Raw genomic sequence first — 11,856 nt, forward strand, 5'->3', positions numbered from 1 at the left:
TGTCAGTCGGGTTCCAGCATTTCGCGGCTGGCCACGAGCAGGGCGACGACATTGGCCAGGATCAGGCCGATGCCCCCCAGTTCCAGCAGCCAGTTCGTCCTGACGCCGGCGAAGTCGGATTTGATCAGGATGTCGAAATGGTGGAAGCCGACCGCGCGGATGGCGACAAAGCCGGTCAGAAAGACCACGCCAAGTACGGCCATCCACGTCCGGCGCAAATGCCGCCACATGGCGATGCCGAGGGCCACGAGGAACACGAGGCTGAGCCCCAGAAGGGCCAGAATGAACCCGGTCTGGACCACCTTGCGGTTTTCGTACCAGCCCTGAACCTTGGCGGTGCAGCGCGCAAAAGCGGTGAGGGCCGATTGCAGGTCGAGCTGCTTGTTGACGGTCAGTGCCGCCAACAGCAGGCACAGCATCAGCCAAAAGAAACGCTCGGGCCGTCCACGATCACTCAGCGCCAGTCGCGCGGTGAGCACGGCGGTGAGCGCATAGGCCGCAACCGTCACCCAGCCCATCACCGACGGATCGCCAATCGTCGGCGACCAGCGGTCCTGGAAACAGGGCCAGATTTCGGTCGGGTTCTTCATCTGCCGCACACTCCGGGCCACAAAACATCACGCCCGCATGGATACATGAACCACCAACCCTGTCAAAACCTCGCATGGACGCCCGGGTTGGCTCACACGACACGTCCTTCCAAGACAAGGAGCCATTTCAATGGATAAGTTCCTCACCCTGACGGGGATTGCGGCGCCGATGCCGCTCATCAATGTCGATACCGACATGATCATCCCCAAGCAGTTCCTCAAGACGATCAAACGCTCGGGCCTGGGCGTGAACCTCTTTGACGAGATGCGTTATGACGACGACGGCAATGAGATCGCTGATTTCGTGCTGAACAAACCGCAATACCGTGAGGCCGAGATCCTCGTGGCAGGTGACAATTTCGGTTGCGGTTCGAGCCGGGAGCACGCGCCCTGGGCGATCAAGGATTTCGGCATCCGCTGCGTCATCGCGCCGAGTTTTGCCGACATCTTCTACAATAACTGCTTCAAGAACGGCATTTTGCCGATCGCCCTGCCGCAGGCGACCGTGGATGTTCTGATGAAGGACGCCGAAAAGGGGGCCAATGCGCGGATGGAAATTGATCTTGAAGCGCAGACTATCACCACCTCGGATGGAGTTGTGTTCAGCTTTGATGTTGATCCGTTCAAGAAACACTGCCTGATGCAGGGTCTCGACGACATTGGGCTGACCCTGGAAAAGAAAGCATCGGTCGATGCGTTCGAGGCCCAAGCCGCCGAGGCGCGCCCCTGGGTTTGAGCTCAAAAGCCGGTTCAATGAATCAACGCCGTCCGGGGAGCCCGGGCGGCGTTTTCAATTTGCCTATATTTTTGGCATTGTCCCCGGATATGTGACGACGCTGGTGGCAAAAAAGTCAAGTGACACAACATCTTGTGGGCCACCGGGTATATGCCGTGTTTCCGTGCCTAAATTGATGCAATCTCGCACCACTAATTCCATCAATTCGCCTTAAACCTGAACTCATATTAACCATGACTTGAGCCGCATGATGAAAGAAGGCAAAAATTGGGCACAATTGAGGCAAGCCGCCACAAAGTGCGGGATCAAGTTGGAACAAGGGCGCGGCATCGTACTGCGTTCGACCAGTTTGAAGGGAACGGACAGTGATATCACAGGTGACGAGTGCGTTGACGCGCGCGATGTTAGTGGCGCTCTTGATAGCGACCCCATCGCTGCTACTGCCGTCAACTGCCGCAGATACAGCACAGATCGTTGTCGTGCTCGCCATTCTGGCGTCGTTCATGACGTTCATCGAATATTACGGCCGCTACCCCAGCATCATCGAATTCCGCTTCGCCCCGCCCTTCAACCGGCTTAAGTTCCTGGGATTGGCGCTGACCATCCTGTTCCTGTCGTTGATTTGCCGTGGCAAGACCGATCCGACCAACCTGACCATGATCCTGACGCAACTGGGTGATGGGCTGGGTGAGGCGATCGACTTCCCCTATTCGCCGGTCCGCATGGTTGTCCTGATGATGCCCGCGAATGCGGATGCGGAACTCGTCGACTCCGTTCGCACGGCGGCGGGCATCTCCTACATGGTGTCGCTGGTGATGATGTTCATCTTCCTGACACTGGTCCGGATGTTCGGCTGGCCCGTGCGCAATGGCGCGTTCAACGTCTGGGTCAACCTGCCGCTTTTCGATCCGACCGGCGGCGGTGATGTGTTGAACCGACTCAAGCGCGATGCAGGTCTTAACATTGTGTTAGGAAGTTTGCTGCCATTCTTGATCCCGGCGACAGTCAAAATGGCGTCGGATATGGTGGATCCGATTTCGATCGCGAACCCGCAAACCTTGATCTGGACGATGACCGCATGGGCGTTTCTACCTGCAAGCATGTTGATGCGTGGCATCGCCATGAGCCGGATCGCCGACATGATCGAGGAAAAGCGCCGCCGCGCCTACGCGAAGGCCGAAGCCGACGGGTTGCAGCGCGCCTGATCGCTGCGCTGACCGCGCTGTGGCTGGCCCAGGGGGCCGTCGCCGACACGATCCGCATCGCCACTTACAATGTTGAACTGGACCGGGACGGTCCCGGCCTTCTGCTGCGCGATATCCTGCGCGGTGAAGATCCGCAGGTGGCGGCCGTGGCGCAGGTTGTGGCCCGTGTCGCGCCGGATATCCTTGTGCTGCAACGGGTGGATTACGACCTTGAATTGCAGGCCCTGACTGCCCTGCGGGATATGTTGGCAGAAAGTGGCCCCGAATATCCCCATCTCTTTGCGCTGCGGCCAAATACCGGCATGGCGACCGGTCTCGACCTGGATGGCGATGGCCGGGTGGCCGAGCCGCGCGACGCGCAAGGCTATGGCGAATTTTCTGGCCAGAGAGGCATGGCGGTCCTGTCGCGCTATCCGCTTGAAGCGGAAAAGGCCCGGGACTTCAGCGCGCTTTTGTGGCGGGACCTGCCCGGCGCGCTCTTGCCCGAGATGGATGGTGCACCTTTCCCTTCCCCCGAAGCGCAGGCGATCCAGCGGCTGTCGACCGTTGGGCATTGGGTCGTGCCGGTTCGTGTGGGCGATACCGCACTGGACCTGATGGTGTTCCATGCCTCCCCGCCGGTCTTTGACGGGCCGGAGGACCGCAATGGCCGGCGCAACCATGATGAGCTGAAATTCTGGCAACATTACCTGGATGGGCAATTCGGCGCGCCATCGGATGCGCCATTTGTCCTGCTGGGTGACGCCAATCTCGATCCGGCGGATAGCGACGGCAGGCGCGTGGCAATTGCCGAGCTTCTGTCAGACCCAAGGGTGCAAGACCCCCGCCCAATGCGCGCCGGTGACGTCGTTGGCGATCCGGGTCACCGGGGTGATCCCCGGCTTGATACCGTCGAATGGCCCGCGCCCGGGCCTGGCGCACTGCGGATTGATTACATCCTACCCTCGGCCGATTTGCGCGTCGCGGAGGCAGGGATCTACTGGCCCGAGGAGGGCAGCGAGGCAGCCGAGATCATGCGCGCAGCCAGCCGTCACCGCCTGATCTGGGTCGATCTGCAGTTGGACATGCAGTAGCGGTCTGCGTCCCCGGGGTTTCTTGACCATTCCTGGTCAGCGCGGTAGGCGGTTGGCAACTCAATCTGCCCAAGGAAAATCCGACATGAGCACCCCCTCGCTTCTTATTCTGCCCGGTGACGGGATCGGCCCCGAAGTCATGGCCGAGGTCCGCAAGGTCATCGACTGGTTCGGTGACAAGCGTGGCGTGGCGTTCGACGTGAGCGAGGACCTGGTAGGGGGCGCGGCCTATGACGCGCATGGTGTGCCGCTGCATGACGACACGATGGCCCGCGCGCAGGAGATCGATGCCGTCCTGCTCGGCGCCGTGGGCGGTCCGAAATACGACGACCTCGATTTCTCCGTCAAACCCGAGCGCGGCCTTTTGCGCCTGCGCAAGGAGATGGACCTTTTCGCCAACCTGCGCCCGGCGCAGTGTTTCGACGCGCTGGCGGATTTCTCGTCGCTCAAGAAGGACATCGTCGCGGGCTTGGATATTGTCATCGTCCGCGAGTTGACCAGTGGCGTCTATTTCGGTGAGCCACGCGGCATCATCAACGAGGGCAACGAACGCGTCGGCATCAACACGCAACGCTATACCGAGTCCGAGATTGACCGGATCGCCCGCGCCGCGTTTGAACTTGCCCGTCGGCGGGGCAACAAGGTCTGCTCGATGGAAAAGGCCAACGTGATGGAATCGGGCATCCTGTGGCGTGAGGTCACGCAGCGGGTGCATGATGCGGATTACGCCGATGTCGAGTTGAGCCATATGTATGCCGATAACGGTGCGATGCAGCTTGTCCGCGCGCCCAAGCAGTTTGACGTGATCCTGACCGATAACCTCTTTGGCGATATCCTGTCGGACTGTGCCGCAATGCTGACCGGGTCGCTTGGCATGTTGCCCTCGGCCTCGCTCGGTGCGCCGATGGCCAATGGCCGCCCGAAGGCGCTCTATGAACCGGTGCATGGCTCCGCGCCTGATATCGCGGGTCAGGGCAAGGCCAACCCGATTGCCTGCATCCTGAGCTTTGCCATGGCGCTGCGCTATAGCTTCGACATGGGCGAGGACGCCAGCCGCGTCGAACAGTCGGTCGAGAAGGTATTGGCCGACGGGATGCGGACGGGCGACCTGCTTGGTCCTGAAGGCGGTAAATCCTCCTCGACCACGGAAATGGGCGACGCCATCATCGCGGCGCTTGACGCCAGCCTGTGATCCGCACGCAGCCATTCACAGAAAAGGGCCGGGATGATTTCCTGGCCCTCTATCGTGACTGCCTGCGCCACTATGGCATCGCACCGGCCACCCCGGAGGAAGAAGAGCGGATCCTGAGCCTTCTGGCGTCGGGGCGGCATATGTCCTGCCTGATGGCCTATGACGGCACGCAACCCGCCGGGTTCGCGACCTGGGCGCTGACCTTTCCCGCCGGGGCAGGTATCGCGCTCTACATGAAAGAGATCTTTGTTGCCGAGGCCGCGCGGGGCCGTGGCGTGGGTCGCGCCCTGCTGGCGGGTCTGGTGTCGATTGCCGAGCAGGAGGGGTGCACCCGGTTCGATTGGCAGACCGATGGGGATAACCTGGCGGCGCAGACGTTTTACGCTGCGATCGGGGCGCCGGGCAAAGACAAACGGTCCTTTCGGGTGATGGCAGCGGATTTTTCGGCGTTTCGCGCACGGCTCGGCTGACCGGCAGGCGCTTTCAGCCCTTGCCAAACGCCGCCGGTGGGTTTAATCGGCAAGCTCACGGTCGGAGTGTAGCTCAGCCTGGTAGAGCACTGTCTTCGGGAGGCAGGGGCCGGAGGTTCGAATCCTCTCACTCCGACCAATTTCTTCGTTTTTTCAGATTTTTGCGGCGCCATTTTTTGTGCCCGGCATTCCATTTGGGAGTTCGAGCAGCACATGAGAAGCATCGCCGATGAAGTCTAAGGCAGATCTCCAGGTAGTCTTAATTTCGATTCGAACTTATATCGCTGCCGCTTTTCAAACCCAGATTTTTGCTCAACTCAGATAGCATCTGCAGGGTTGGTTATTGGCATAATCACCGATCAATGCTGGTCTGCCCGACTAACAACACCGGTTGTCGTATCATTCGTAGAGCCCCCAAGCGGCGAGTTTTTCCTTGAGATCCTTCAATACCGGTCCGGCCCATTCTGCACGGTCTCGATAGTAGGGATAAAGTTGCGGCTGGCGGATAAGGGCGTCTTCTATGGCGTTGCTGTCCCGGATATGGTTTTCCGATAAGCCCAGAATAATCTTGTAGTCTTCGACAATGCCGTCTCGCGTATCTCTGAGGCTTTGTGTCAACTCGATCGGACCCGTTTCGAACCCGGAAGCGCGTAGAAAAATCGAGAACAACAACCGATCTTCTGGCGTGCTCAATTCAAATGCCGTGTTTGCCGTGTCTTCAGTCCCGATCAGGTCAAGAGGTCGATTATACCCGCCATGGTGAAACGGTTCGCCCCAGGCGCAAATCCATGCCGCTCGGTCTTCATCGCGTCGGCATCGTTCCGTTGTGTACTCGACCGTTTTCGCAGAGATATCCTTGCAATAACGCATTCTTATCGGCTTTGTCTCGGCGCGTTCATACATCATGGCACAAGTTTCCTTCAAACTCTCATGCAGTGCCTCCGGGTTTGAACTGATCTCGAAGGGGATCGCCGCGTCCCCGTCGAGAGCTGCAAACAGCTGCGCAGGGTCGATACTCTGGGTGATGAGGCCGTAAATGCCTTCATCTTTTCCCGGCATGTGCAGCTTCAATGATTGTTCCCCATGGGGCGAATACATTGCCGATCTCCACTTGGCTTTGAACGCGCCATTTTCGGCCAGGAAAGAAATATTGAGCCCCTCAACCTCTTCATTCCCTCTCGAAAATGACTTCGCGCCGCTAAAGAAAAGTTCAAGCTTGTGCACGACGGGGACCGACAAGACGAAGGAACAGGTCAATGGCCCATCGGAAATGCGGCCACATGTAAACGAACGCGGTTGCTTGGCAGGGAAGATACCGTAAGAAATGGCCTTGTTCTTTTGGCTTTCGGGTTGATCCGCCAGAAACAACGGGTCCTGAATCAAAAGGCCCAACCGCGGAAAAGGAAAATCCCCAACGGGTTGATCCGTGGGACTGCGCGGCTCGGCGTTTCCAACCAGGTTGTTGGTGAGGAAACGCGGGCCTGCGTCGATCAAGGCCGAATCAATCCGATAGAGGTTCAGTTTGGGAACAGGCGATAAGATCTGGCTGTAGTGGACAACATGAGCGAAAAGCGCCAGACAGATCGTGCACCAAACGATTGCCGGCATACGGCGATACCCGAACAGGGGCCGCCTGACCCATCTGTATAGCGACAAATAGATCGAGCTTCTTGCCGCCAGCTTGTGGAAGAGCGGAACAAGCTTTGCACCAATGATCCTGCGGGAGAAAGACCAGGTTATCCACAACAGGATAATGCCCCAGATAAATACAGCAACGCTCACTTTGATCTCCGGGGATTTTCTACAGAATGGCCAGCATGACCAACCACGCCACGAATGGCAAAACCCACATCAAGGGCGGTATGGGTTTGCCACGTGGATCGACGGTTGCGGCCTGCGCCCGCGCGGTGCGCAAGACCGATGCCATATGCATCTGCAAAGGTTGCGCCTGCGGGTGGCGCTTCAGAAATCCAAGGCCATCCGATACCCATTCAAACCTGCGGTCGATTACGTCGACAAGATCGCGTTTGAAATAGTTGGGGCCCAGTAAGGTCGCCTGTGCATTCTGGCGCGCACTGCGCCATTGGCCCTCGGCACTGTATCCCTCGACGAAGATTCTCACCAGATTGCCTTCCAGTTCCCGTGCCGCTTCCGGATCTTCGAAGGCGGGTGCGAACAATAGCGGCTCCCAGTAGTCCGCGGCCCAGGATTTTGTCCGGATCAGGCCATGGATCCGCTGCATGACCGTCTCAGGATCATGTTTCGGGGTATCCCAGGGGGACGCTGCAGACGTGTTCTCTTCGGGTGCATTGTCCAATTCATCCGGGGAAACGTCTGTCGCGGTCTCGTTTGGGACACTCGGCTTTGGGGCTGAAGTATTAGTCTGTCCACCCGTTTCGATGACATTTTGTGTAACGTGCCCCCGGCGTCCCTGTCGCCCATCACCCGAGATCATCTGCGCAAATTCATAGGCTGCACGCAGGCGGACAAAGGCGTCAGTGTCTGCCTCGGGGTCGATCGTTTTCAATTTGCGGGCATATGCGCGCCGAACCTGTCTCGGGTCTTCGGGCTGTTTTTCCAGCTCCAGCTCTGACCACGGCCAGTTCTGGGGGTCAGGTGACATAGTTCGCCTCGATCTGATCGACTATCTCCGCGATCTCGCGGCGTTCGGTTTCAATCCTGCGCGGGTCCTGAGAATCCAGCGCAGCCTCGAAGCGACCCAGCAACCCCATAACAAATTCACGATCCTGGCCCAGCAACATCTCGAAAAGATGCTTGATCGCCTCGACTAATGCGACATTGGCGGCCTCGTCACGCGGATTGACCTTGAGCTTTTCCATTGCGGCAAGTCGCGTCCGTTTTTCGGAGGCAGGCATGGCTTCGGCCAGGTCCTCAACCACCTGCGAAAAGGTTTGATTGGTTGACGGCACCGTTACGTCAACCGCAAGCAACCCGCTGACATCATAGGTGAACCGAACATCGATGCCCTCCTGACCCGCCGGTTTTGGCGGCACCAACACCATCATCTCTCCCAGAGATACGTTGTCCCGGGCAAAGGCCGATTCCCCTTGGTAGATCTTGACCTGGATCTTGCGCTGGTTGTCGAACATCGTCGAAAAGAACTGCCGCCGACTGGCGGGCAGGATGGTATTGCGTTCAATGATCGGAACAAAGATCCCCTCGACAATCTTTTCCCTGCTGGAATCGTTGGATTCGATCCCCATGGAAAAGGGGGCAACATCGGTCATGACCACGTCATCAAGACCTTCGTGTTTCTCAATCAGCCCGGCCTGAACAGCGGCGCCAAGCGCAATGGCATGATCGGGATCAATCCGCCTCTCAGGGAGCTTTTTGAAAATACGCGCTGCCATACTGCGGATCACCGGCATACGGGTTGCCCCTCCAACAAGGATGACGCGGTCGATCTCCAACGTGCTATGTCCGGAATCGTGCAGGCATTTTTCGATGGGCCGGCGCAGCCTTCCCAGCAAGGTCGCGCACAGGCCTTCGAACTTCTGTTGCGTCATCGCAAGCGTCCGGGAGGCCCCGCGCCAGGGCAATTCTGCCTCTGCGGCGTCAGAGTTTGCCAGCGACAGCTTGATGCGTTCCGAGAAGCTGAGCAAGATTTCCTTGTCTTCCGGTTTCAGGTCGCTCCATTTTTCACTGAGTTCGCCGCAGAAATGGCGCGCCAGGACTTCGGTAAAATCCTCGCCACCAAGAAAAGAGTCGCCTGCGCTGGAGCGCACTTCCATCACGCCTTCGAACATCTCGAGGATGGACACATCGAAGGTACCGCCGCCCAGGTCCAGCACAAGGAACAGGCTTTCCTCGTCGCGATCCAGCACGCCACTGGCCAAAGCGGCGGCTGTCGGCTCGTTGATAAGCCTCCGCACCTTCAATCCCGCGATTTCCGCGGCGTCCTTGGTGGCCTGACGTTGTATCGCATTGAAATAGGCCGGAACCGAAATCACCGCTTCCGAGACATCACATCCAAGTGCCGCTTCGGCGTCTTTCTTCAGTGACGATAGAACCATCGCCGACAGGTCTGTTGCACTGAATGTCTTGCGCCCAAGGCGCAATTCAGTACCGCTTCCCATCTGCCGCTTGAATAGCGACTTTGTCAGGTCCGGGTGACGGATCAGGCGCTTTTGGGCCGCCTTGCCGATCAGAAATGTCGATTTGTCATCCGCCAACCCGACAACCGAAGGGGTCAGATGTTCACCAAGAGCGTTGGGGATGAGTTCCGGACCATTGTCCCCGTAGACCGCGATCAAGGAATTCGTCGTCCCCAAATCAATACCAACACACACCAATGGACCGCATCCTTGCTCTCAACTCTTCGAGCGGTCTTCTATTGATTTGCGCTTGGATTGTCACACAAAACTTGGAACGTGCCTAATCGGCCAACCTTGCCTCTTGCAAACAGTATAGCAGGTTCAAACTTTGGTCCGAAGTTAGGCTTAGGTTGCTGCATTGGGCATGAAGTGATCGGCCCCAACCGACCTCGACCTGGCTGCCCGGGATCACCGGATATCGTGCTACCGAAGTGAATAATTGACCTGCTTGTCCATGGTTGCTGTCGGCACTGTCACGCCGGACGCTGTGTGCAGGTCGGTACCCGTCGTCAAGCACCTGCCGAACAGGTTTGATGCTTCAGGGGGAACATCCTGTCATACGCCAAGGTGAAGAAATAGGTATAGGCGACAACAAAGGATGTGACGATAATGTCCGTCACCAGAGCTTCCAGAAGCCCGATGCCGAGCCACCAGGCGTAAATTGGAAGTGACGTCACGACCAGCGAGGCTTCAAAGCCAATCGCGTGCAAGATCCGCCCGAGATGCGAACGTTCACTGGCCACACGTCCCGAGCGCGCGTCTATTTTGTCGAAAACCCAGTTGTAGACGAGATTGATCAGCATCGCCTTGCCCGCGAGAATCGCTCCGAGCAGCCCGATCTCGGCGATTGGTTTGTCGAAAAACGCCGCGCCTGCCGGAACAAGAATTGCCATCAGCAACAGTTCAAAGCTGATGGTATAGCGCAGGCGGTCCCTGCCCGATCTCAAGGCGACTTTTTCCGACATTTCCAACTCCATTGTTGGATTTGCTTCTATCGAGAAATGCAGATAAATATAGTTAATTAATATCTGAAAATCAGATAGGTTAAAGATGCCATCACCTGAGAGTTTGCAGGCGTTTGTCCTCGCCGCGGAGTTGGGGTCATTCTCTGCGGCGGCGCGGAAAATGAAGAAAGCGCAGTCGGCGGTGTCGACTGCAATCGCCAATCTCGAAATCGACACGGACCTTCAGCTTTTCGACCGCAGCAGTCGGTCCCCGACGCTCACCCCGGCCGGGCAGTCCTTGTTGCCTTACGCCAAGGGTGTCCTGCTCGGAAACCAGGAGTTTTTTGCCAAGGCGACGTCGATGGCCGAGGGGGTCGAGGACAAGCTTTGCATCGCGGTCGAGCAGGGGATCAACCTGACGCCGGTTCTGGATGTGTTGAGCGGCTTCGCGGGCGCGTTTCCCGACGTCTCGCTGGAGATCCTGACAACCGGTCCCAATGACACGGCAGCACTTCTCAAAGAGGGGCGGGCGATGCTTGGCCTGATGACGGAGCAGGAGAGCTATCCAACCGGCTTCCAGTTTCGTGGCGTCGGACATTCGGCACTCGTCCCGATCTGCGGGCCGTCTCATCCTCTGGCGACGTTGGATCAGGTCGCGCACCGGGACCTGCGGCAACATCGGCAATTGGTTCTACGGAGCCGCTCTCACGACGTTCCCGGTCAGGTTGGCGAGATCAAAAGTGCGTCGATCTGGTATGCGGAAAACCCCTACATGATCCTCGAACTGGTCTTGCGCGGTTTGGGGTGGGCTGAATTGCCGTTGCCGGTCGTCAGAGACCTGGTGAGATCAAAGAAACTGGTCCGGATCAGGTATACGTTCCAACAAAGCGACGCGCTTGAGGGCATCGACCTGGTCTGGACGGAACAACATGTGCTGGGCAAGGCAGGTCAATGGATCCAGCGGCAGCTACTCAATATCTCGCAAGAAGTTTGGCAGGGCTGAGACCATGCCCTGAAACGGCGGCCCGCCGGTCTTTCCGCGAGGGCGTTGGGGTGTGACGTTGAACCAGCGTAATTGACTTGGTTCATTGATGGGGCGCGCTGTTCGCGCTGAAAACCGTCATCGGTTTTCTTGCCCAGGCATTAGCTGCCGGACAGCATCCGACCAAGGGGACGACCGCCGAGGATGTGCATGTGGAAATGCGGCACTTCCTGCACACCGTTTTCGCCGGCGTTTGCAATCGTGCGATACCCGTCGCCGCCTTCGCCAGGCTGGATGCCGTTCATCGCGCAAATCCTGCCGATAGTGCGGGAAAAATCGACAATCTCGGCCTCGCTGGCCTCGAGCGCGAAATGGTCGTGGCAGACATACGGTCCCTTGGGGATCACCAGAACATGCACCGGTGCCTGCGGTTGGATATCGTTGAAAGCCAGCGTGTGCTCGGTTTCCAGCACGGTGTCGTTTGGGATCTCTCCGCGCAGAATCTTGGCAAAGATGTTCTGATCGTCATAGGCGTAGGGCATGACCTTG

The 11,856-nt window shown here is 58.2% G+C and carries 12 protein-coding genes and 1 tRNA gene; 7 read left to right on the forward strand and 6 right to left on the reverse strand.

The genetic code is table 11. The annotated features are described in order from the left end of the window. Positions 1-2: 2 nt before the first annotated feature. On the reverse strand, positions 3-590 hold the full coding sequence (locus RBB29_RS10680; RefSeq protein ID WP_306114269.1) for an isopropylmalate isomerase: 588 nt from the start codon (positions 588-590) through the stop codon (positions 3-5). A gap of 130 nt (positions 591-720) precedes the next feature. On the opposite strand from RBB29_RS10680, the gene leuD reads away from it, so the two are divergent. From leuD to RBB29_RS10710, 6 genes are all read left to right on the forward strand, one after another. Continuing rightward, positions 721-1,326, forward strand: a complete 606-nt coding sequence (gene leuD / locus RBB29_RS10685; protein WP_306114268.1) for a 3-isopropylmalate dehydratase small subunit — start codon at positions 721-723, stop codon at positions 1,324-1,326. A 401-nt stretch (positions 1,327-1,727) separates the two neighbouring features. Then, the gene (locus RBB29_RS10690; protein WP_306114372.1) at positions 1,728-2,531 is read left to right on the forward strand and encodes a hypothetical protein; all 804 of its coding nucleotides are present in this window, start codon (positions 1,728-1,730) and stop codon (positions 2,529-2,531) included. Positions 2,532-2,587: 56 nt separating this feature from the next. Beyond that, a complete protein-coding gene (locus tag RBB29_RS10695; protein WP_306121150.1) occupies positions 2,588-3,604 on the forward strand; it encodes an endonuclease/exonuclease/phosphatase family protein in 1,017 nt (338 codons plus the stop codon). Positions 3,605-3,689: 85 nt separating this feature from the next. Beyond that, complete coding sequence (gene leuB / locus RBB29_RS10700; protein ID WP_306114267.1) at positions 3,690-4,796, forward strand: 3-isopropylmalate dehydrogenase; 1,107 nt, start codon at positions 3,690-3,692, stop codon at positions 4,794-4,796. After that, complete coding sequence (locus tag RBB29_RS10705) at positions 4,793-5,266, forward strand: GNAT family N-acetyltransferase (protein ID WP_306114266.1); 474 nt, start codon at positions 4,793-4,795, stop codon at positions 5,264-5,266. Before leuB ends, RBB29_RS10705 begins: the two co-directional genes overlap by 4 nt. 62 nt (positions 5,267-5,328) lie before the next feature. Continuing rightward, positions 5,329-5,405 (forward strand) — tRNA-Pro (locus tag RBB29_RS10710). A gap of 260 nt (positions 5,406-5,665) precedes the next feature. Here the strand turns inward: RBB29_RS10710 and RBB29_RS10715 are convergent. The 4 genes from RBB29_RS10715 to RBB29_RS10730 form a co-directional block, all read right to left on the reverse strand. Next, a complete protein-coding gene (locus RBB29_RS10715) occupies positions 5,666-7,048 on the reverse strand; it encodes a hypothetical protein (protein WP_306114265.1) in 1,383 nt (460 codons plus the stop codon). A 19-nt stretch (positions 7,049-7,067) separates the two neighbouring features. Beyond that, a complete protein-coding gene (locus RBB29_RS10720) occupies positions 7,068-7,889 on the reverse strand; it encodes a hypothetical protein (RefSeq protein ID WP_306114264.1) in 822 nt (273 codons plus the stop codon). After that, positions 7,879-9,576: a molecular chaperone HscC gene (locus RBB29_RS10725; RefSeq protein ID WP_306114263.1), complete on the reverse strand. Its 1,698-nt coding sequence runs from the start codon at positions 9,574-9,576 to the stop codon at positions 7,879-7,881. Before RBB29_RS10725 ends, RBB29_RS10720 begins: the two co-directional genes overlap by 11 nt. Before the next feature lie 314 nt (positions 9,577-9,890). Further along, positions 9,891-10,547 carry a PACE efflux transporter gene (locus RBB29_RS10730; protein WP_306114262.1) on the reverse strand — a complete coding sequence of 219 codons (657 nt, stop codon included), beginning with the start codon at positions 10,545-10,547 and terminating at the stop codon, positions 9,891-9,893. On the opposite strand from RBB29_RS10730, the gene RBB29_RS10735 reads away from it, so the two are divergent. Then, positions 10,432-11,328 (forward strand): LysR family transcriptional regulator, encoded by an 897-nt coding sequence (locus RBB29_RS10735; RefSeq protein ID WP_306114261.1) that lies wholly within the window; start codon positions 10,432-10,434, stop codon positions 11,326-11,328. The genes RBB29_RS10730 and RBB29_RS10735 overlap by 116 nt on opposite strands. Positions 11,329-11,468: 140 nt before the next feature. On the opposite strand, the gene RBB29_RS10740 is transcribed toward RBB29_RS10735, so the two are convergent. Continuing rightward, positions 11,469-11,849, reverse strand: coding sequence for an HIT domain-containing protein (locus RBB29_RS10740; protein WP_306114260.1), 381 nt, complete (start codon positions 11,847-11,849; stop codon positions 11,469-11,471). Between the last annotated feature and the right edge of the window lie 7 nt (positions 11,850-11,856).

The sequence above is a fragment of the Roseovarius sp. MMSF_3359 genome (assembly GCF_030733385.1).
Classification (GTDB): domain Bacteria; phylum Pseudomonadota; class Alphaproteobacteria; order Rhodobacterales; family Rhodobacteraceae; genus Roseovarius.